The 21,110-nt window shown below is 40.9% G+C and carries 22 protein-coding genes, 4 tRNA genes, 1 pseudogene and 1 riboswitch; of the genes and pseudogenes, 9 read left to right on the forward strand and 18 right to left on the reverse strand.

What is annotated here, in order from left to right; all coding sequences use genetic code 11:
• Positions 1 to 370 precede the first annotated feature (370 nt).
• Positions 371 to 580: a PA3496 family putative envelope integrity protein gene (locus tag AC4CU2_RS04110; RefSeq protein ID WP_004982817.1), complete on the forward strand. Its 210-nt coding sequence runs from the start codon at positions 371 to 373 to the stop codon at positions 578 to 580.
• Positions 581 to 650: 70 nt separating this feature from the next.
• Complete coding sequence (locus tag AC4CU2_RS04115; protein ID WP_490768319.1) at positions 651 to 1,175, forward strand: YecA/YgfB family protein; 525 nt, start codon at positions 651 to 653, stop codon at positions 1,173 to 1,175.
• Between the two features lie 117 nt (positions 1,176 to 1,292).
• On the opposite strand, the gene AC4CU2_RS04120 is transcribed toward AC4CU2_RS04115, so the two are convergent.
• Positions 1,293 to 1,895, reverse strand: coding sequence for a LysE family translocator (locus AC4CU2_RS04120; RefSeq protein ID WP_490768320.1), 603 nt, complete (start codon positions 1,893 to 1,895; stop codon positions 1,293 to 1,295).
• Between the two features lie 103 nt (positions 1,896 to 1,998).
• Between AC4CU2_RS04120 and AC4CU2_RS04125 the strand changes: the two genes are divergently transcribed.
• Complete coding sequence (locus tag AC4CU2_RS04125; RefSeq protein ID WP_184118115.1) at positions 1,999 to 2,892, forward strand: LysR family transcriptional regulator; 894 nt, start codon at positions 1,999 to 2,001, stop codon at positions 2,890 to 2,892.
• Positions 2,893 to 2,953: 61 nt separating this feature from the next.
• On the opposite strand, the gene AC4CU2_RS04130 is transcribed toward AC4CU2_RS04125, so the two are convergent.
• Positions 2,954 to 3,367 (reverse strand): ABZJ_00895 family protein, encoded by a 414-nt coding sequence (locus AC4CU2_RS04130; protein ID WP_010327317.1) that lies wholly within the window; start codon positions 3,365 to 3,367, stop codon positions 2,954 to 2,956.
• An 18-nt stretch (positions 3,368 to 3,385) separates the two neighbouring features.
• Positions 3,386 to 4,000, reverse strand: a complete 615-nt coding sequence (locus AC4CU2_RS04135; RefSeq protein ID WP_026056455.1) for a DedA family protein — start codon at positions 3,998 to 4,000, stop codon at positions 3,386 to 3,388.
• A gap of 227 nt (positions 4,001 to 4,227) precedes the next feature.
• Between AC4CU2_RS04135 and AC4CU2_RS04140 the strand changes: the two genes are divergently transcribed.
• Positions 4,228 to 5,256 (forward strand): IS701 family transposase, encoded by a 1,029-nt coding sequence (locus tag AC4CU2_RS04140; protein ID WP_007116247.1) that lies wholly within the window; start codon positions 4,228 to 4,230, stop codon positions 5,254 to 5,256.
• Here the strand turns inward: AC4CU2_RS04140 and AC4CU2_RS04145 are convergent.
• A complete protein-coding gene (locus AC4CU2_RS04145) occupies positions 5,233 to 5,484 on the reverse strand; it encodes a hypothetical protein (RefSeq protein WP_490768321.1) in 252 nt (83 codons plus the stop codon). The two genes, AC4CU2_RS04140 and AC4CU2_RS04145, sit on opposite strands and share 24 nt — an antisense overlap.
• Before the next feature lie 214 nt (positions 5,485 to 5,698).
• Positions 5,699 to 6,631 (reverse strand): oxygen-dependent tRNA uridine(34) hydroxylase TrhO, encoded by a 933-nt coding sequence (gene trhO / locus AC4CU2_RS04150; protein WP_010327315.1) that lies wholly within the window; start codon positions 6,629 to 6,631, stop codon positions 5,699 to 5,701.
• Between the two features lie 180 nt (positions 6,632 to 6,811).
• Between trhO and AC4CU2_RS04155 the strand changes: the two genes are divergently transcribed.
• Together AC4CU2_RS04155 and AC4CU2_RS04160 are read left to right on the forward strand one after the other, a co-directional pair.
• Positions 6,812 to 7,297: a DUF1289 domain-containing protein gene (locus AC4CU2_RS04155; protein ID WP_010327314.1), complete on the forward strand. Its 486-nt coding sequence runs from the start codon at positions 6,812 to 6,814 to the stop codon at positions 7,295 to 7,297.
• A gap of 81 nt (positions 7,298 to 7,378) precedes the next feature.
• Positions 7,379 to 7,992 (forward strand): annotated as a pseudogene (locus AC4CU2_RS04160) (LysE family translocator).
• Positions 7,993 to 8,055: 63 nt separating this feature from the next.
• On the opposite strand, the gene ribB reads toward AC4CU2_RS04160, so the two are convergent.
• Entirely contained in the window at positions 8,056 to 8,715 is a 660-nt protein-coding gene (gene ribB, locus AC4CU2_RS04165; RefSeq protein WP_490768322.1) for a 3,4-dihydroxy-2-butanone-4-phosphate synthase, read from the reverse strand.
• Between the two features lie 105 nt (positions 8,716 to 8,820).
• A riboswitch (FMN riboswitch) is annotated at positions 8,821 to 8,983 on the reverse strand.
• 264 nt (positions 8,984 to 9,247) lie between these two features.
• Between ribB and AC4CU2_RS04170 the strand changes: the two genes are divergently transcribed.
• Both AC4CU2_RS04170 and AC4CU2_RS04175 read left to right on the forward strand, forming a co-directional pair.
• Positions 9,248 to 11,032 (forward strand): DUF2157 domain-containing protein, encoded by a 1,785-nt coding sequence (locus AC4CU2_RS04170; RefSeq protein WP_490768323.1) that lies wholly within the window; start codon positions 9,248 to 9,250, stop codon positions 11,030 to 11,032.
• Positions 11,029 to 11,631 carry a GDYXXLXY domain-containing protein gene (locus tag AC4CU2_RS04175; RefSeq protein ID WP_490768324.1) on the forward strand — a complete coding sequence of 201 codons (603 nt, stop codon included), beginning with the start codon at positions 11,029 to 11,031 and terminating at the stop codon, positions 11,629 to 11,631. The genes AC4CU2_RS04170 and AC4CU2_RS04175 overlap by 4 nt, the downstream gene beginning before the upstream one ends.
• A gap of 64 nt (positions 11,632 to 11,695) precedes the next feature.
• On the opposite strand, the gene panD is transcribed toward AC4CU2_RS04175, so the two are convergent.
• The 11 genes from panD to AC4CU2_RS04230 form a co-directional block, all read right to left on the reverse strand.
• Positions 11,696 to 12,076, reverse strand: a complete 381-nt coding sequence (panD, locus tag AC4CU2_RS04180) for an aspartate 1-decarboxylase (RefSeq protein WP_004695506.1) — start codon at positions 12,074 to 12,076, stop codon at positions 11,696 to 11,698.
• A 143-nt stretch (positions 12,077 to 12,219) separates the two neighbouring features.
• Positions 12,220 to 12,801, reverse strand: a complete 582-nt coding sequence (gene pth / locus AC4CU2_RS04185; protein ID WP_004695508.1) for an aminoacyl-tRNA hydrolase — start codon at positions 12,799 to 12,801, stop codon at positions 12,220 to 12,222.
• Positions 12,802 to 12,819: 18 nt separating this feature from the next.
• Positions 12,820 to 13,116 carry a 50S ribosomal protein L25 gene (gene rplY / locus AC4CU2_RS04190; RefSeq protein WP_004695511.1) on the reverse strand — a complete coding sequence of 99 codons (297 nt, stop codon included), beginning with the start codon at positions 13,114 to 13,116 and terminating at the stop codon, positions 12,820 to 12,822.
• Between the two features lie 101 nt (positions 13,117 to 13,217).
• Positions 13,218 to 14,171 carry a ribose-phosphate pyrophosphokinase gene (locus tag AC4CU2_RS04195; RefSeq protein ID WP_004695513.1) on the reverse strand — a complete coding sequence of 318 codons (954 nt, stop codon included), beginning with the start codon at positions 14,169 to 14,171 and terminating at the stop codon, positions 13,218 to 13,220.
• A gap of 36 nt (positions 14,172 to 14,207) precedes the next feature.
• A tRNA-Gln gene (locus tag AC4CU2_RS04200) sits at positions 14,208 to 14,282 on the reverse strand.
• A 90-nt stretch (positions 14,283 to 14,372) separates the two neighbouring features.
• Positions 14,373 to 14,447, reverse strand: a tRNA-Gln gene (locus AC4CU2_RS04205).
• 19 nt (positions 14,448 to 14,466) lie between these two features.
• A tRNA-Gln gene (locus AC4CU2_RS04210) sits at positions 14,467 to 14,541 on the reverse strand.
• A 28-nt stretch (positions 14,542 to 14,569) separates the two neighbouring features.
• Positions 14,570 to 14,644, reverse strand: a tRNA-Gln gene (locus AC4CU2_RS04215).
• Position 14,645: 1 nt separating this feature from the next.
• Entirely contained in the window at positions 14,646 to 15,476 is an 831-nt protein-coding gene (gene ispE, locus AC4CU2_RS04220) for a 4-(cytidine 5'-diphospho)-2-C-methyl-D-erythritol kinase (protein ID WP_195728183.1), read from the reverse strand.
• A gap of 11 nt (positions 15,477 to 15,487) precedes the next feature.
• Complete coding sequence (gene lolB, locus AC4CU2_RS04225; protein WP_279677676.1) at positions 15,488 to 16,069, reverse strand: lipoprotein insertase outer membrane protein LolB; 582 nt, start codon at positions 16,067 to 16,069, stop codon at positions 15,488 to 15,490.
• 5 nt (positions 16,070 to 16,074) lie between these two features.
• Positions 16,075 to 17,784 (reverse strand): tetratricopeptide repeat protein, encoded by a 1,710-nt coding sequence (locus AC4CU2_RS04230; RefSeq protein WP_195728181.1) that lies wholly within the window; start codon positions 17,782 to 17,784, stop codon positions 16,075 to 16,077.
• A gap of 78 nt (positions 17,785 to 17,862) precedes the next feature.
• On the opposite strand from AC4CU2_RS04230, the gene hemA reads away from it, so the two are divergent.
• Positions 17,863 to 19,146 (forward strand): glutamyl-tRNA reductase, encoded by a 1,284-nt coding sequence (hemA, locus tag AC4CU2_RS04235; protein WP_490768325.1) that lies wholly within the window; start codon positions 17,863 to 17,865, stop codon positions 19,144 to 19,146.
• Positions 19,147 to 19,171: 25 nt separating this feature from the next.
• Here hemA and AC4CU2_RS04240 read toward each other — a convergent pair whose 3' ends face one another.
• Positions 19,172 to 21,067, reverse strand: coding sequence for a DNA primase (locus AC4CU2_RS04240; RefSeq protein ID WP_490768326.1), 1,896 nt, complete (start codon positions 21,065 to 21,067; stop codon positions 19,172 to 19,174).
• Positions 21,068 to 21,110: the final 43 nt, after the last annotated feature.

The raw sequence follows: 21,110 nt of genomic DNA on the forward strand, positions 1-21,110 counted from the left end.
CATAAACTTATTTGTAAATAACTGCGTATTCCATCAGGGATAGTCAGCCAAAAGCTGCCTGATAAAATATTAAAAATATAAATTCAGTGATTTAGATGGGGGTGAATTTGTTGTTTTCAAGTTCATCCCGAGCGTGCTCAAGTTCAAAACCCAAATTTGAAATCTGAACAATTTGGATTTTATGTGACCATTTAAAGTCGTAAACTACAAAGACGCAGGGTGGATTATATCATGCCATAAAAATTGGTTAGAAATAAAGACTAAAAGTCAAATTAATTGCTCTAAATGCAAATAAAACTTGACAAGGTTTTGGAACCCATATAAATAGCGGCTAAGACCCTTCACATTTTTTCACTATGAGGTAGTTTTAGTGTCTTCTACAGATTTTGAACTAGATGATAACTACGCTGATGATGATGTTAATTTTGATGAGTCATCAAGTAAAATTAGTGCGAAAGAATCATTAGAAAAACGTCGCCTGATTGATGACCTTCTTGCACAGCGCCGTTTGGAACGTGAGCTTAAAGATTTTGATTACGACATCGACGATGACGACGATTTTGACGACGAAGAAGACTAAAATCAGATGTAGCATCGTCTCTGAAAATGCTATGCTAATGCCCTAATCAGTTTCTGAATTTGGATTTGAAATGAGTGCTTTAGATTTAGACTTATTGAGTGAATATCTAGATGGTGACCAAAATGAGTATGGTCTAGATTTTGGAGCGACTCATGGTTTCTTGTGTGCAATTGCAGTTGGTCCTACTTTTGCAAAATGGTTGGATGAACTTTTTGATAATAATCAAAAGAAAGTGCCTGCCGAGATCATCGCGCAAGTGAAAGCTTGGCTTGAGTCTATTCGTCAAAACCTTGCCAATGAAGAAGGGATTGAATTTCCTTTTGAAATTGAAGAGGCTGATGTTGAGTCAAGTCTAGGGGATTGGAGCGTTGGTTTTGTTGATGCAATGTTCCTCAATGAAGATGCATGGTTCACGCCTGAGTTTGAAGAGCAACTGGTCGATCTTACTTTACCAATTATGGTATTTAGTGGGATTGACGAAGAAGATCCGCAAATGGAAACTTTCCGTCGTAACGGTCAGTTAATGGATGAGCTTGCAGAAGAAATTCCAGAGAACTTAAACGAACTTTATCTCATGTATCATACGCCAGCATAATTGTTCTTGTGTCGTGACATCAGCGACGCAGGCATTAGTAAGCAAATAAAAAAACGTCCCTAGAGGACGTTTTTTTATGCCCAAATTTTAGTGTTTAAACGCAGGTACTACTCATGCTTAATTTGTGAGAAATAAGCAAAGTCCTAAAGTTGCGAGTACGGTACCGATGACACGGTTAATACTCACTTGTTTGCGTAAAATTTTATTTCGGATCACTGGGGTAGAGCAGAATAGTGAAATGAGCAAAAACCATAGTAGATGACTGGCCGAGATAAACATGCCATAACCAATTAAATGCATCAGACCATGATTGCCTCGTAGTAACTGTGCAAAGATGCTCATCACAAATAGCGTAGTTTTGGGATTTAAGCTATTGCCTAGAAAACCTTGTATAAATGCTTGCCGTGGGCGCAGCAAGGTATGAGTGGCATGGTCACTAATTTGCTGTTGGGTAAATGTTTTGTACCCGATATACATCAGGTACAGCGCGCCAATATACTGAATGATATGCAATAGGTTCGGAATGTAGTGCTTTAAGAAACTGAGCCCCAGTACGCTATAGCTAATATGGATCCATACAGCACAAGCAATACCATATGCGGTATAGATCCCTTGTTTACGCCCATACAGATAACTATTTCGGCTGACCAGAGAGAAGTCAGCACCGGGACTGATGACTGCAAGTAGGGTGATGATTGCAATCGCTATAATTTCATTCACTCATTGATCCTTGTTCGGGTTGAATTAAAGGATTTATATATTTTTCATATATTTGCTATAGTGAAAATCGATTTTAATTCTTTCCTTTTGATGAGTTTTTGGAATGATTGAGCGTTTATCACTGAATTCTCTTAAGTTTTTTTACTATGTCGCCCGCTATGACAGTGTGACTAACGCTGCTGAAAAACTCTTTGTCACTCAAGGTGCGGTCAGTAAACAGTTAAAAAATTTGGAAGAGGCACTGGGGCATCGTTTATTTATTCGTGACGGCAAAAAGTTACAGCTGACGGGAGATGGCCTCACACTGTTTGATTGTTGTGAGCAGGTTTTTCCTCAGATTGACCAGTGCCTCGTGCAGATGACAAGAGAAAAAAAGAATGAGAAGAAGACCTTAATCTTATCCTGTGAACCGACTATCGCCATGAAATGGCTGATTCCGCGTTTAGTTCAATTTAAGCTGCGTTATCCTGAGATTGATATCAGTTTGTTAACAGCTGGTGGAGAAGCGGATTTTAAAGCACAAAACATTGACTTGGCCTTAAGGCGTAATGATTTTGAGTGGGGCAAGGCCATTTATAGCGAAAAAATGGCGGATGAGCATATGGTTTGTGTATCGCGTCATAATCATTTAGCCCCGATGTCACAGCTGTTTATTTCCAGTTCGCGACCTAAAGTTTGGACACAATTTAAAGATACATATAAAGCGCAGTTTACGCATTTTGAAAAAGTAGCGTTGGAACATTTCTATTTGTGTATAGAGGCATGTTTAGCTGGTTTAGGTGCAACAGTGGTTTCAGCCTATATGGTTGAAAAAGAGCTCGATTTTCAAATGTTAGATATGCTTAGCCCTATTGTGCAAGATGGCTCCGCTTATTATTTACTTTCCGCATCTCCTTTTGAGGATGATCCGCATAAAGTCATTTTTAAGGATTGGTTGATTGAAGAAATGAGAGCTAGCCAAACAAAGTTAATGGCACTTTCCGCTCAAAAGCACTAATCACGTGCGCATGTGATCGCTATCTATCGAGCATAAAAAACACCTCAAACGAGGTGCTTTTTTATGGCAACTTTTTAAAACAATAGTCTGCGTACCAACCATAGGCAATATGAAAAATAGCGCCATGAATCGCGACCATACACAGCATAACGACAGCGGTAAGTCCAATGCCGGCATTATCGACTGATTTCATAATGGCTTCAGCATTGGGATTCATCAGCACTAAAAACAGCACAAAGAAACTACCGACGATAATTGCGACAGCACTTGAACTCCAAACCAGTTGTATTTTTTCATGATTATTTGGAACACGGTGTTCTTTTTTTACGAAGTGTCTGACACTAATCAGTGCACAAGCCACTAAGGTCGGAATTAAGGTTAAACCGCCAAGGTTTAAACCAAAGACCAGTACGGTGATTAACAGCACCAAAGCAATGCTATATACCGCCGCAAAATGCAGTAAATAGTGTTTCATGTATTTCCCCAAAATAAATTAGCTGCGTGTTTTACGCAAATGCCTGCGATATAAAAACCAAAGGATAATCACAGCGACAATGGCAATAATGACATAACCGACTTTGCTAAAAATTTGATGCATCAGTGCTTGGTTTTCACCAAAGTAATAACCGACTGTTGCTAAAAATGTTGTCCAAATAATTGTGCCGAGTCCACTATAAAACATGAACTTCCAAAAGGGCATACGGCTCATCCCCGCAGGGATGCTAATCAGTGAACGCACTGCAGGAATCATACGACCAAAAAATACAATACGGTGACCATACTGCTCAAACCAATCTAAGGATTTTTTCACATCGGCGGATTTGATAAATAGATATTTACCATAGCGGTCGACCCATCTGAAAATGTACTCTTGTTTAAATTGATAGCCGATCCAATACAGCACTGCTGCGGCAAAGAGTGAACCAATACATCCTGCAATAATGACCCCAATTAAAACCAACTCGCCTTGTGATGCGGCATAACCTGCCGAAGGCATGATAATTTCAGAAGGAATGGGCGGAAAAACATTATCAAGAAACATGAGTAAGGCTATTCCCCAATAACCCAATTGTTCCATGACGGAGATGATCCATGCAGTGAGGTTCATATAGACCATAAAAATAAATGCGATAAGTTATCTTAAGGACTTATCGCATGTGGGTAAAGAATTGAAATGTATTGTTTTCTATTCATCGAAACGGGTATGGGTTAGCGTGTGAATATAGACTTTACGTAAGCTATAGGCCAGCGCAACTGGGATTAAGCTGAGCAATGTATATAGGACTTACGCATTGACGGATTCAAAAAAGTATTAAAATACTTTATAAAGTATCTGTGATCAGACGAATTAAACATGCTTCTACAGCAACTTGTACATTACCCATTTATATGGGCTTTCTCATGACAGAACCGAACTCTATTAGCTGCACACAACTTGCCGAGACTTATAACATCTCGCATGATAGTGTAAATCGCTTTCTAGAACGTGAAGACTACACACCTCACGACCTATATCAAGAAGCAATTCAACATATTGATAATAATAAACTTATAGTCAGTATTGATGATACTGTTTTAGATAAACCCTATAGTCAACATATGGACTTGGTTAGCTATTTTTGGTCAGGCAAACACCACCGATCCGTCAAGGGTATTAATCTCATTACCTTGTATGCGACAGATCAGAATGGTCAAAATATTCCAATTAATTTCCGAATTTATGACAAATCTGAAAGTAAAACCAAGAATGATTACTTTATGGATATGTTAAGTGAAGTACTCAGTTGGGGTGCAAAGATTCAATTTATTACAGGTGATAGTTGGTATTCATCGACTGGAAATCTAAAAACCATAAGAAAATATGGTATTCGATTTATGTTTGGTATCGACTGTAACCGTAAGGTTTCCCCAGAAAAAGGACAATGGTTTCAACTGCGTTTATTGCCAAATTTCCATCAGGGTCAAGTGGTCTGGCTCAAAGATTTTGGCTTTGTACAATTATTTAAGACTCAGTTAAAAGAACAGCAGAGGTTTTATATTGTGCATCAAGATGAAGATGATTTATTGTCCTTTGAGGGTTTTCATGAATTACATTCAAGTCATTGGAAAATAGAGCAATATCACCGGGTGATTAAACAGGTTTGTCATATTGAAAAGTTTCAAGTAAGACGATCTAAACTGATTTTGAATCATATTTTTTCAGCCTTGATGGCCTACGTCGAGATACAAAAGAACCAGTTTGAGCGGATCTTTGAAAATGTATATCGTTGGCAGAAGAAATTATTTAGACCAGTTATCAAAAACTTCATTGATGACTTTATTCTCGATAAAAATCATCTGCTACCACAGAGAATCTATAAATAATAGTGCGTAAGTCCTAGTATAATTTAAAAGATTTGAGCTTAGATGGTAACCAATGCCGAGCGCGATACTTGAACCAATCAACATGCCCAAAACCACGATAAATAAATGCGTGCGCTGTTCAAGCTTGGCTTTGATTTGGTTGAAGCTGGTACTGTGATATTGCTCGATACGGTTTGCTGCGGCATTGCGAATCAGTGTGCGATGGCGTGGCATGATTATTTTATGCATGGCAATCATCCTATTTTCGTCGTTTAGGCATGTCATTTTTATTGTTATGTGGAGACCTTCAGGACACCACTTTAGCTTATTATTTATACAGTATGACTCAGATTGAGTTCAATGTTGTGACAAAATTGTTAAATATTTTTAAAAAATGCGAACTGCATAAAAGAATAAGCCCTCAAATGAGGGCTTATTCTTGACTTAAATCATCTGAATGATTTTAAAGGCGTTTACGTTTAGCCGCAGCAATTTGTGACTGGCGCATACGGAAGCCTTCTTTTTGTTTTTCTGTGGTGTTGTCGATACAGTATTTGCATGACACACCATGTTCATAGCTAGCTTCTTCTGCTTCAGCAGGAAGAAGTGGCCAACCACAAGCATGACACTTAATGTTAAGGCCTTCTTCAACACCATGAGTGACTGCAGTACGGCCATCAAAAACGAAACATTCACCTTCCCACATACTTTGTTCAGCAGGGGTTTCTTCTAAGTATTTTAAGATGCCGCCTTTTAAGTGATAAACCTCGTTGAAACCTTCTTGAAGGAGAAGAGAGGTCGATTTTTCACAGCGGATACCACCTGTACAGAACATCGCAATTTTTTTATCTTTGTGCTGTTCAAGGTTTTGTTTAACGTATTCTGGAAATTCGCGGAAGCTTTCTGTTTTCGGGTCAATAGCACCTTTAAATGTTCCAGCTTTGTATTCATAGTCATTACGGGTATCAATCAAAATGACGTCATCACGAGCAATCAGGTCATTCCATTCTTTCGGGTCAAGGTAGTGACCGACTAAATCACGTGGCTTTACTTCAACGCCTAAAGTCACGATCTCTTTTTTAAGTTTAATCTTCATTTTACGAAATGGTTTGTCTGCACTGTCAGACTCTTTGTATTCCATTTCGTTAAAACCTTCATTCAGAAGGAATTGATGAATCATATCGATCGCGGCACGATCGCCTGCAACCGTACCATTAATGCCTTCGCCCGCTACAATCAGAGTACCACATAGGTTGATGGTTTTTACCAAGTCTAAAAGACGTTGTTGAAGATCAGCAGGATCTTGAACTTCTTTGAATTGATAAAGTGCGGCAACAACCCAACCAGTCGTCGCTTGCTGTTCTACAGGTGCAAGCTGTTCTACAGTAGCGTTCATGGAGTACTCCAATGTATTTTGATAGATAATTTTAAGGCGCACATTTTACATGGAATTGAATCAAGATGCGAGATAAGTAAACATTTTAAATGGCTTCTCAAGTGGTAGGTGAGCGTGTATATTCAGTTGCCAAAGACAAAATCCGTTTTGTTTTGGTGCGTTTATTAACAGGAGTATGTTTTGAGTACAGATCGTCGAATTGCCTCTTTGACCCCATGTGCAGGGCGTTGTTCAACGGTATTTGGTGATTCTGTGTGTCGTGGTTGTCGTCGCTTTAATCATGAAGTGATTCAGTGGAATACCTACACGGCTGAGCAGCATAGCTCAGTATGGCAGCGTTTAGATGCGCAACTCGATCAAATTTTAGTCCCAATGTTGCCTTTTGCAGATGTACAGCAGGTGGAAGCGTTTGTTTTGTCTAAACGAGTGCGTTTACGCTCAGATGCATCAAAAGGACGCAAGCTATACCACGCATTAAAAGTGTGTGAAAAGAATAAAAACTTGAGTGAAGAAAGTGGTTTAGGCATCCTAGCCGAACAAGTCAAACCGATTTGGCAAGAATTTGAGCATCGTGTGCTTGCACTGGCGACCGCCAGTTATGACTTGGCATTTTTACGCGCCGACGTGATTCGACAACATCTTATCCAGACTGTAGAAGATGAGTAAGCTCTCTTTGTTTTTGCGTCAAAAATAATATGCGGTTATTGCAATAGTTGCCCAGTGTAACTGGGGGAAAGGGTTTTTTAGATGGTCAATGTATTTGAGCTGATGCTGTACTGCATGGCCGTGGTGGTCATGATTGCAACACCTGGCCCAGTGATGTTGTTGGTTGCCAGTGCAGGTCTAAAAGGTGGATATAAACAAGCCTTAAAAACCATTTTTGGGACGAATTTAGCCTCTTTGGTTCTCATTGTACTATCTGTGCTCATCTTAAAAGGCTTTTTAAACATTGCAGAGCATTGGTTAAATGCGATTAAGATTTTAGGCTGCGTATATATTGCTTATCTTGGCTTTCAAATTTTAAAAGAAGCCATTGTACAAGAAACAGAAACATCACCTGTGCAACTAAAGGCGGTGCAGGGGGCTTTAAGCAAGGTTTTTTGGTGGGTATTTCGAATCCGAAGGATATTATTTTCTTTGCTTCATTTTTCCCACAATTCATTGGGGTAACCAGTGATGTTGATGTCAGCCTTGTACTGTTGACCATTCTCTGGATTATTTTAGACTTCAGCACGTTGTCTTTGGTTTATTTGGGTTTTAATAAACTATCGCAGTCCGCTTTGTACAATAAGTTATTAGGCGTTTGTGGTGCGATATTGGTCAGTATTGCGCTCTATGGTATTTATACTGTGTTTGCTTGATGCTGATGGTACTGCATCAAAAAGCCTCCAATATGGAGGCTTTTTGATGGGGGAGCGTAAAAATTAGACTCCGTGTTTAATGCGATACTGCACCAATTCTTCAATGGTGATCACAGTCAACTGATGCGTTTGCGCATATGCCAACACTTGAATGCCAGAGGCCATAGTTCCATCGGCATTGGTCAGTTCACACAAGACACCTGCTGGTTTTAAGCCTGCTAAACGAGCTAAATCAATCGTTCCTTCGGTATGACCGCGACGGGTGAGCACACCGCCTTGGCGTGCACGAAGAGGGAATACATGACCAGGACGGTTTAAGTCGCTGGCAACAGCCCCATCTTTAATTGCTGCTTTGACTGTGGTGGTGCGATCTTGCGCAGACACACCTGTGGTCACGCCAGTTGCAGCTTCAATGGTCACCGTGAATGCAGTTTTAAACTGACTTGAGTTATCTGACACCATTGGCACAAGGTCTAAGTGATCGGCCAGTTCATCGGTCAGACATAAACAGACAATGCCAGAACCATCACGAATCATGCGTGCCATCGTTTCGACAGTGAGAGTTTCGGCAGCCACAACGAGGTCGGCTTCGTTTTCACGGTCAAAGTCATCCATCACCAAAACAGGTTTACCTTGGCGGATATCTTCTAAAGCTTGTTGGATACGTTGTTCAGCTGGAGAGAGGGCTGAAAAGAAAATTTCGGGTTGAATCAAACTAGACATTGAAACGCTCGCGTAAAATTGAAGTACGGTTGAACATTTCAGGACTTTGAAAAATTGGCGTAGCAATAAATCCTCACAGGTTTGCACCTTAGATTCTATTGGTCACGTCGTCTTCTTTCATCCGGACTATACCGTCGGCTTTGGAATTGAACCAAATCTGCGAGCCAAATAGATGATTTCTGCTTGGCTGGCTCGTGGGCTGATTCAGTCTGAGTCATTCAACTGAACTTACCACCGGTGGGGAATTGCACCCCGCCCTGAAGCGATGTAAGCCCATTATAGTGCTAAATATTTAGAAAAACAGGGGTGTTTTAGAATGATCAGTTTTATACATAGAACAATTTTTGCTATAGGGTTGCTTATGTTATTGGTTTGCTAAAGACCAACACTCTCTGTGTATGATTTCACTTAGTATGAGTTTAATGTTCAAAAAATGAATATCTGAGAAAAACCATAAACATGAATAAGAAGTTTTTCTATAGTTTGAATGGTTTGAAATGATCAAGATAAAAATAAGAGTGAGGAATTAGAATTGATCAAAATTCAACAATATGATTACCCTTGGAGTGCTGAATCCTTTATAAAGCATCTTCAAGTTTTTGGTTTTACCCTCATCGCGGTCAGTATGCTGTATTTGGTTGCTGCCAATTGGTTTATGTTGCCACAAAATATTCAGCCGGCTATTCCTCAGTTGTTATTATTACTTAGTGTGGTTTGCAGCTTGTGGCTGACAAAACATGATTTTCTCGTGCAATGTTTACATAGTATCTGTGGTTTGATGATTGGTTTAAGTCTGGCTGTGATTGGTCAAATTTATCAAACGGGTGCTGACAGCTATTTATTATTTATACTTTGGTCTGTGCTGCTTTTACCGTGGTTATATCGTCCGAATATCGGTGTATTTTTCCTTTTATGTATTACCAGCCAGTTGGCACTGTTTCTATTTTTTATCCAAACCTTTTGGGGGGATCAATATCCAGATCTCTTCTTAATCAGTATTCATGTATTTGCACTGATTCAATTCTATCTCTGCAATAAATATTATTCGAAACTCCGTTATTTATTCTTGCTGTGGTTTGCCATTCTCTCGGTTTGGCATATGGCGATGTATCTCTATGCGGATAAAAGCATTCTTTATTTCACAGTGTCTTTTCTCTTGTTGGGCATTTCACTGGCTTACTATTATCAAAATAAAGATCAGCTATGTAGCGCACTTTCAGCAGTTGGCTTAGGCATTAGCTTTACCTTGACCATTGTGAAGGCGGTGACGGAGTGGTTTGGTCAGAATGAAATTTTTGAATTATTTTTTATCGCACTGATTATTTTTGCGTGGTTTGCTTTCATCACTTACATGTTGATTAAATTTATTCCACATAGTCGGTTCAATGCTATTCCACTTGCTGTGGGAGCTTGGATTGCGGGCATCGTCTTTGCAACGTTGATGCTGACCTTTTGGGGGAATTTCTCCTTGATTATGGGCATTGTCTTTGTAGTGTTGGCAGCTTATCTGTTAAAAGCCAAACAAAGTTTGTTTTTAAGACAATTTGCTTATTGTCTCTGGGTTGCAGGACAAATTGCTGTGATCTTTCACACCGTTGATTTAATCAATCAAATTCTTCCTATTCTATTGTTACAATTGGCGATGCTAGTACTCGCTTATTTCATGCGAACACATTGGTTCTTTGTCTTTGTTCAAATTTTGGGTTTATATGCAGCAGGTGTGGCGTGTATTTGGGATATTAATGCACATCTCAGTTGGCGTAATATTGTTGAAAATTTTGTTTATTTAGCACTTTGGAATTATGTTTTTTATCTGGGAATTTTGGCCATAAAATTCATACAGCCAACTGAATATCAACGCAGTATATTGCTTGCATCGCTTGGGATTATTCTATTTTCCATGGGCTTTTATACTTTATTTGGAAAATATGAATTAGCGAAAATTGAGCACATTCCTATATTGGCTTTTGGCTTACCGATTTTATGGTTTGTACTTTTTGTCTTTTTACATATTCAAAAGCAGTTTCATTTATTTGCGCATTTTATTTTGACTGCTTTTGCAGTAGGGCTGATTTTTTATGGTTATTTCGATATTTTTATTTGTTTGGCCATCATTTCATGGGCATTAAAAACACAAGATAAAGTGATCTATGGATTTGCGCTGGCAATTTTCGCTTTAATTTTAGGGTTTTTATATTATTCCCTTGACGTGACCTTTCTAATTAAAAGTTTAAGCATGTTCTTGTCAGGTCTGATGTTGCTCTTGCTGACATTGAGCTTGATGCTATTTAAGCAAAAAGAGGAGTTCGGCATATGAAGAAAATGATTCCTCTTGCTTTGGCATTACTCAGCATCGCGGTATTTTTAGGCTTAATTTTTAAAAATGAATGGCACTTAAACAATAGTCAAAGCATGTATGTGCGTTTGCAACCTGTAGACCCGCGTTCGATTATTCAGGGGGATTATATGGCGCTGAATTATCAACTTTATTTTGCGCCTCAGCATTTGAGTCCAGAAAGCACCAGCCAAGCCAACAGCAATCAAGAAGATCAGATTTTTTCAGGTCATTATTTTGATGAAGTGATTAAGAACAAATCTTCGGTGCTCACTTATGTTGAACTCGATTCACAGAGGCGCGTGATACATAGTTATTTTGAGTTGCCGAAAAATGTTCGTACAGCTCGACTGATTTTACAAAACCCGAATAATCGCTATAGCGGACTTTATCCTGCGTCGAGAAGTTTTTTATTTGCAGAAGGTTTGGCGGATTGTTATCAGCAGGCAGAATATGCTGAGTTTAAAGTCGATGAGCAAGGCAATGCGATACTCACTGCATTGAAAGGTGATCAGCTACAAGATTTAGGCTGTGAGAGCAAACGAGATTGGTTGAGTGGGTTTCGTGCTACTCTGAATTGATCCAATTGCATTATTCTGCTCATAAAAAAATCCGCACGCAGCGGATTTTTTTAATTTATTGGGCTTAAGCCACTTGTACTGGAATGCAGTTTGCCATGTGACTTACAGTGTTGTCTGGATTTGCATAAACTAAACGTGGTTTATGTGCATTTGCTTCAGCTTCTGTAAAATCACCAAAGGTAGCAATAATCATTAAATCGCCTACATCGGCCTGATGTGCTGCACCACCATTGACTGAAATGATGCCAGAACCTTCTTCACCACGAATTGCATAGGTACTGAAACGCTTACCATTAGTCACGTTCCACATGTGAATTTCTTCATATTCACGGATACCGGCTAAATCCAATAAAAGACCATCGATTGCACATGAACCTTCATAATGAAGTTCAGCTTGGGTAACAACACAACGGTGGATTTTTGCTTTTAATAAACGAGATAGCATGGCTAGCGTCTCCTGAGTGGACCTAAGATCGTTATCTTATGGTTGAATCAATCTGAACTTGCTGGATAAGCAATCAGGCAAGCGCATTTTGCCTTTAAAATGACAGTATGGCAAGCAGCATGGTTCAACATTTTTTTGACTTATCAGTTTGGTTTGTAAGCATTGATTTGATTCATGGCAGGCTGAATCTCACCATTCACCAGCATTTTAGTGCGAGCCAATGCGTGATGGATTGCATCATCCATTAAATTTTGTTCATTGCTTGGTGCTTTGCTTAAGACATGTCCTGAAACACGTTCTTTTGAACCGGGGTGACCAATACCAATGCGTAAGCGATGGAAATTTGGACCGATATGAGGGACTATGTCACGTAAACCATTATGACCACCATGACCACCACCTGTTTTTAGGCGAATGACACCAGGGTTCATATCCAGTTCATCGTGAGCAATCAGTATTGCTTCTGGAGCAATATTGTAGAATTTTGCGAAGGGAACAACACTTTTACCAACAAGGTTCATAAAGGTTGTGGGTAATAGCAGACGGACGTCTTGACCTTCGATATTACCACGCCCACTCATTCCATTGAATTTTGGGTCTTTTTTAAGCGTAATGCCATATTGTTCTGCAAGGCGTTCAACAAACCAAAAGCCTGCATTATGGCGGGTTTGGGCATACTCAGAACCTGGGTTGCCCAAACCAACAATCAGTGAAATATTTGACACTAATTACACCAATAACACTTATGCGCGAACGAAGTCAGCGTGCATAGGTGTGTTTTTAGCTGGGTGACGTTGTAACGCTTTGATTTTAACGCTTTCAACTTTGTCGCCAACTTTGATTTCAACAACTTCTTCGAAGAAAGCGTTGTTTTCTAAAGCTTTAACAAGCTCACGAAGTTCTAAAGTAACAGCTACAGGTTCAGCAGCACCACCGTAGATGATAGCTGGAACTTGAGCAGCGTGACGAAGGCGGCGGCTCGCACCTTTCCCTTGGTTAGCTGCTTCACGCGCTTGAGCGTTTAATACGAAGTTTGCCATGATAGACATCCTTAATTTAAGTTTTAAATAAACTAGATCTGCGACCGACCTAGTGAGACAAAGCCCTGCACTGGGCAGGGCTTTTAAAATTCAGCGCTATATTATAGATAAGAATCAAACATTGCGCTAATAGATTCTTCGTTGTTAATACGACGAATTGTTTCAGCAACCATACTCGCAACTGAAACTTGGCGAATCTTACCAAGAGCTTGAGCTTCTTCAGAAAGAGGAATGGTGTCTGTAACAACCAATTCATCAATCACAGAGTTTTTCAAGTTTTCGATAGCTTTACCTGATAAAACAGGGTGAGTTGCATAAGCAACCACTTTGCGCGCACCAAATGTTTTCAATGCATCAGCAGCTTTACATAACGTACCTGCAGTATCCACCATGTCATCTACGATGACGCAGTCACGGCCTTTAACATCACCAATCAAGTGCATGACTTGTGATTCGTTTGCCTTTTGACGACGTTTGTCGATGATAGCAAGGTCAATATCGCCCATTTGTTTAGCAACAGCACGTGCACGAACGACACCGCCAACGTCAGGAGAAACCACCATGAGGTTGTCATGTGATTGTTGACGAAGGTCAGCTAAAAGCGCTGGTGTACCGTAGATGTTGTCTACAGGGATATCGAAGAAACCTTGGATTTGGTCAGCGTGAAGGTCGATCATTACCACACGGTCAATTCCTACAGTTGTCAGCATATCTGCGACAACTTTTGCAGTAATTGGAACACGTGATGAACGAGGACGACGGTCTTGACGCGCATAACCGAAATAAGGAATCACTGCGGTAATACGACCAGCACTTGCACGACGCAAAGCATCAGCCATAACGAGGATTTCCATTAGGTTATCATTCGTTGGGGCACAAGTAGGTTGTACGATAAATACGTCTTTACCACGAACATTTTCAGTAATTTCGACAGCAATTTCACCGTCAGAAAATTGACCAATAGATGCAGCACCTAAAGGGATGTGCAAGTGGCTTACGACTTTTTGGGCGAATTGTGGATGTGCAGATCCACTAAAAACGACAAGATTGGGCATGAAGCACCCTTGGCGGTTGGCAATTTAGGAATTAGATGGCAGGGGTAGCTGGATTCGAACCAACGGATGCCGATATCAAAAACCGGTGCCTTACCACTTGGCGATACCCCTAATGCGGCAGAACTTTAATATTTTTGCGTCATTCTGTCAAGGTAAATTAACAGTAGAACAGCAAAGTGTTGCTCTGTCTTTTTTGGAAAATGGCAGGGGTAGCTGGATTCGAACCAACGGATGCCGATATCAAAAACCGGTGCCTTACCACTTGGCGATACCCCTAAATTTGATTACTGTAAAATGGCAGGGGTAGCTGGATTCGAACCAACGGATGCCGATATCAAAAACCGGTGCCTTACCACTTGGCGATACCCCTAGTACAGTCATCTACAGGTGAAATAAAATGGCAGGGGTAGCTGGATTCGAACCAACGGATGCCGATATCAAAAACCGGTGCCTTACCACTTGGCGATACCCCTATCAGGTAACGTAGAAATGTCTTATTGGTGATTCATTCAAGCTGTTGACCAAGTAAGCTTTACATGGTGCATTTGCAAGAACATCATCAATGTTCATATCACTCGTTACTTCAGTAAAAACACAAGCACCTGTACCTGTAAGTTTTGCAATACCGAACTGGTCGAGATATTGCATTGCTTCATCTACTTCTGGATATAAACTTCTTGCCAAAGGCTCAAAATTATTTCCAAAATCAGATGGCTTTAACTGATAGGCGCAAAATTTAGAGCTCTTCGTGTTTCTTGTCAATGTTTTTTGTGAAAAAAGCAATTGAGTGCTGATAAAACAATCAGGTTTTAACACAATGTATTGTTTTTGATCTAAGTCTATGAATGTTAAGTGCTCACCTATGCCTTCAGCCCATGCATTGCGACCATGGACAAAGATGGGAACGTCTGCGCCTAACTGAACACCCAAGTCTGCTAATTGCTCAGTATTTAGCCCGCACTGCCACAGTTGATTGACTACGATTAATGTCGTTGCAGCATCCGATGAACCACCACCTAAGCCTGCACCCATCGGAATATTTTTTTCAAGACGAATGGATAAACCGGTGGCTGTTTGTGCATACGGCTTAAGTATCTGCGTCGCCTTATAAATCAAATTTTGACTCAAATCGACACTGTTTAAGCCTTCAATATGAATTTCTTGATCTGTACGGAGCTCAAACTCTAACCAATCACACAGATCGATCAACTGGAAAATACTTTGCAGTTCGTGGTAGCCGTTTTCACGACGACCCGTAATGTGTAAAAACAAATTCAGTTTTGATGGGGCAGGGACACGGATCATAACGAGATAAACTAGCGGTTTTGAATGACCATTGTAATACGGTTTTCTGCACCATTTTCAAGTGCTTGTTTTAAAATCAACCGATTTGGCATATGGGCTTGTTCGTTATAGCTCAGCTCAACGCTCCAACCATCTTCAATGATCTTTACCGCTCGTTTGGCACTGTCACGTTGGATTTGTGCTTGAACTGTTGCAGGTTTGGCTTGAACCCAATTGACTAAATGGGTGATGGGTGCCTGCCAACCTGTTGCTGTTTTTAAAAGTTCTTCAGGAGTTTCAGCTTGGATGAGGCCAGTTTTAGCACTATTCAGGCTAACTTCACCTGGACGACCAGTAATTTGCGTCTTACCAACCCCCAAAATTCCACTGAGCTCAATATCAAACTCTTGTTGCTGTTGTACCCATGTGAAAAAAGCACTGCCTGTTTGTTCAGGCGTACGTACTCCAATTTTACCCTGTAAGCTAAAGTGTTGATCAGATTCGGTTTGTATAGTGTTTGGGTCAAGCTGTGGTTTAGTAAATTGTTGACAGCCTGTTAGTGCTAAGCTACTTGCAGCAAGTAAGCTTAAGCTCAGATTTGAGAAAATACGCATAAAAACTATGAGCTCTTTTTCAGTTGTTGGGGTAACAATAAAGTATTGAGTTGATCCAATTGAGGATCATTTGGGTGTTTTTGTTTGAGTTGTTGTAACACAGTGGAGAATTTTTGCAGATCACCGAGCATATAAACTGAACGCGCATAACGCACGCCAATATTGACACTACCACTGATGAGGTAGGCTTTTTCTAAGACTTTGGCTGACGTGCTAAAGTCATTTTGTAAGTAACAAATAAAGCCTAAGGTATCTAAGATGGAGGCTTGTTCAGGGGCATATTCTAAAGCATGTTCAACAAATCGACGTGCATCATCTAAGCGTCTGTTTTGCAAGGCTAAAGTATATGCATAAGCATTGAGGTAGGTTGGGCTATTGGGCTCAATACTTAACAGTTGATTGAGCAACTTTTCAAGTTTGTCTTTATCCGTATGTGGATCCAACATTAGCACTTCAGAATAGATCAGTTCAGGATCATCCGGTAAGTTTTTAATCGCCTCATCTAACAGTCGCATGGCTGCAGCTTTGTTATTCATGCGCTTTAAGATATCGGCTTGCGCCTGATACAAAAAGCTTGCATGTTGTGGATAGTTCACCCGTTCTTGGGTTAAAAAGCGCAAAGCATCATTGGGTTTGTTTTGCTGGGTATAGATACTGATGAGGCTGCGACGCGATACGGTATACAAGCTACCATCGACTAGACGATAGTAGGCCTTGGCTGTTTCAAAATGCTGCTTTCGTTCAGCATTCACCGCAAGATAGTAATAGGCTTCATTTTGATATTCGGCCGAATTACGTAGTTCAACCAAATATTTTTCCGCTTTTTCGTACTTCTTTAAGTCAATACTGGTTAATCCCGCGATAAACAAGGCTTCTTCTTGTTCAGGCCATTTTTTAATCAGACTCTCAAGCTTGGTTAAGGCTTCATTTGACGCATTAATTTTAATCAGATATTTGGCTTCGGCTAAACGGACATCGACATTGTCGCGGTGTTTACGACTTGATTTTGCATACCAATTACGGGTTTCTTCCTCTTGACCGAGTGCGCTGAGTAAGTTGGCTTTCATCAGGATGTAGCCTGTGACTTTTCCACGCTTTTTTAGGGCTTTATTGATGGTGGTTAGGGCTTGGTCAAGCTGGCCATTTTGCGCCTCTAAACCTGCAATCAACGCCAAAATAGAGGGGTTGTTCCGCTCCTTACTCGAACGTAGCGCTTGAATGAGAATTTCTTGATCTTCAGGTTCTTCAGGGGCAATCCCCGCAAGGATTTGCTCTAAATCGGCATTGGCATCAATATTGAGAATTTTATCGAGTGTTTCAGCCGCAAGCTCATATTCATGTGCTTTGAGTGCAATGTGAGACAAATAAAATAAGGCAGGAACATCGGTAGGCTCTTGCACCACCCAATGCGTTGCAATGTCAAGTGCGGCATGCAAGTCATTTTGTTCAAGGGCAATATTTAAAGCGCGTTGTTTAATGGTGGTGGAGTTACTTTTAATCGCCAGCACAGTATAGTTGTGCAGGGCAGTCGCGCTATCTTGGTAAGCCAGTGCAAATTCGGCAATCATACTTTGTTGAATTGCATCATAATTAGATAGCGAAAAATCTCCAGCTGCTCTAAGATGAGCACTAGATGCCATGCTACCGACGAGTAAGAATGTGGTAGAATATTGCTTAATTCTCGCGCCGCTCAGTCGGCAATGTGTTTGACGCAATTTTTCTTGATCCAAGTAATGCTTTTTATGACACCGTTATTGCACAATAGCATAAATTTAGCGAAATGATGATCTGATATGTCTTTCTTTGCATTGGGTGTCAACCATCAAACCGCCTCCGTAGAATTGCGTGAGCAAATTGCATTTAACCCTGAAAAGTTAACGCAACTGCTTGAGCAACAAGGCCAAAACCAAGACTTAAATGAAATGGTGGTGGTGTCTACGTGTAACAGAACAGAAGTGTATGCCATGTCTGAAAACTCAGATATGGTATTGAACTGGCTCGCCCAAGCAAATGGCATAGATGTTAAACAATTGTTGAATCATGTATACCGTTATGAAAATGCGCAGGCTGTCACTCACTTGATGCGTGTTGCAAGCGGTTTAGATTCACTCATGCTCGGTGAACCGCAAATTTTGGGGCAAGTCAAATCTGCACTATCTCTAGCGAAGACTGCTCATACAGTTTCTCCTCATTTAAACCGAATTTTTGAATATGCCTTCTATGCGGCGAAACGCGTACGCTCTGAAACGGCTGTGGGTAGTCATGCCGTATCGATGGGCTACGCGGTGGCTCAGTTGGCATTACAAGTGTTTAGTAAGCCTGAAAAGTTGACAGTCATGGTGGTCGCTGCGGGCGAAATGAATAGCTTGGTGGCGAAGCATTTGGCTGAAATGGGAGTCGCAAAAATCCTCATTTGTAACCGTACTCGTGAACGGGCTGAAGCTTTGGCTCAAGAAATAGCCCATCGTGTAGATGTTGAAATCATTGAGTTTGATCAGTTGGCCAATAACTTAGCGCGTGCAGATGTCATTTCCAGTTGTACGGGAAGTTTGCATCAAGTGATTCATTATCCAGATGTCAAAGCTGCCTTAAAAAAGCGTCGTTATCAACAAATATTGATGGTCGATTTGGCTGTTCCGCGTGATATCGACCCGAAAGTGGAAAGCTTAGATGGCGTCTATTTATATGGCGTGGATGATTTGCAGTCGGTGATTGATGAAAACCTTGCCCAGCGTCGTCAGGCGGCGGTTGAAGCAGAGGTGATGGTCAACCAACTAGCAACCGAGTTGGTGACCCAGCAGAAGGTCAATCTCGCAGGTGAAACCATCCATGCTTACCGTCAGCAAGGTGAACAGTTAAGACAAGAAGAATTAGATCTAGCGCTGGCACGAATTGCGAAAGGGGAAAAGGCGGAACAGGTAATGCAAGAGTTTGCACATCGTTTGACGCAGAAGTTGCTGCATCCGACCTCGATTATGCTGCGTGAAGCAGCCAAATCAGAAGATCCAAGTCATTTTGAACAAATGCAAACGTGTTTAAATGAGACTTTTGCTAAACGTCGTAAAACTAAAAATTAAATCCAAATACGAAAATGTAATAGGTTTAAGTAATCAGTCTTAAGCCTATTTTTTTGGTCAGTTCAAAGAGTTTATGTTTTAAATTTCGTGTCTCAATTAATGAGTTTGGGGCTTTAAGTTTAAGTTTTAAATATTTTTCTTCAAGCGAAAGGGCATATTCACTGGCCAGTTTATCCGCCAGTTCTGGTGTTTTGGTTAGTTCTTCAATATTGGTGCGCTGCATAATATCGGCTATTGCGTTGGCATAACGGCTACATGCACCCAAAACATAATAGGTTGCCAGTTCTTGGTCATCAGGTAAATCATCAAAGATGCCATCTAAGACTTGTAGCACATGCGCTAAAAGTTCATCTTCAGGTAAATAGGCGCGTAGAGTTTCAAAGTGAATATACAAAAACGGATGATGGATCAGAACGGCGAGGGCGAAGTCTTCATCTTTGGTGCGAATATTAAAAGACAACGAGGCATCGTTGCTGACTTGAGGTGTCCAGCGACGACCAAAACCGAGTTTTTCTTTGAAGGATTGATTCAGCAAATAACGGAAAGAGCCTGTTTTGGGCAATAAGTCCGTCAGTTGACGCAACTCACTCATGACCTGACTTTTACCTTCAGGGCTACTGATGTCATGGTTCTGCGTCAGATGTGCAAATACAAAGTCTGATAGTAGTGGAGCTTGTTGGAGCAGCTTATTAAAGTTTTCAATCCCTTCACGGCGAATCAATGAGTCAGGGTCGTGATCATTCGGTAAAACAAAAAATTTCAGCTCGCGACCATCATTGAGTAAAGGTAACGCAATTTCTAAAGTACGGCGTGCCGCTTTTTGTCCAGCCACGTCACCATCGAAGGCAATGGTAATACGGTTGTTTTGTTTAAACAGAATATTTAAGTGTTCGGTGTTACTGGCAGTCCCTAAGGTCGCCACAGCACCTGCAATCCCATACTGCTGTAGCGCAATCACATCCATATAGCCTTCGACCATTAGCCAGTCTTGGGCTTTTTGTTTACGACCTTCATATAAACCATAAAGTAATTGGTTTTTATGAAATACCTCAGAGTCTGGCGAGTTGATGTATTTGGGCTTAATTTCGTCATTGAGAGCACGTCCACCGAAGCCTACCACACGACCTTTGGCATCACGAATCGGAAATATGACACGATCCCGCAGTAAGTCGAAGTCACGACCGTTATCACTAGTACGAATCAGTCCGAGTAGCTTTAAGCCTTCGATATCTTGCGGGAAGGCTTTTTCTAAGTGTTGCCAGTCTTCAGGTGCATAACCTAAACGCCAATATGCAATGGTATCTCGGCTGAGCCCGCGCTGTTTAAAGTACTGCTGAGCAGCGCGACTATGCGGTAGTTGTTGCTCATAGTATTGCGCAATATTTTCTAACAGGTCGTATAAGTTGCCTTCCTGAACGGGGGCGGTGTTGAAGCCTTCGAAAGTATCAAAATCAGCGTAACCCTCTTGGTAGTCCATGGACTGAAATTCAGCAAAAGGATCATGCTCAATCTGAAACTCAGGTTGTGCTGGAGCTGGCTCGGTTTTCTTGGCTTCTGCGACATCGACCTGTGGTTTTTGGGCAGGTTTAGCTTCGCGCTTATACACCAGTTTTTTCGAGTCACGGTTGTCTTTTGGAAGTTCGATGCCTGTTTGGCTCGACAAATCCTTCATCACATCAATAAAGCTACGACTGTCGATGTCCATTAAAAAACGAATGGCATTACCATTGGCCTGACAACCAAAACAGTGAAAATACTGTTTGTCACGATATACGTGAAAAGACGGTGATTTCTCTTGATGGAACGGACAACAACCCGAATAGGTGCGACCTGACTTTTTAAGTTTCACACGTTGACCAATCAGGTCGACAATGTCGGTCCGATCTAAAATTTGGTCAATGGTGTGTTGAGGAATAGCCATGTCGAATCGTCAGTCGCTGATGTTTTGAACCGTGAAAAGAAGC

Source organism: Acinetobacter sp. 797_lipA (assembly GCF_058243025.1).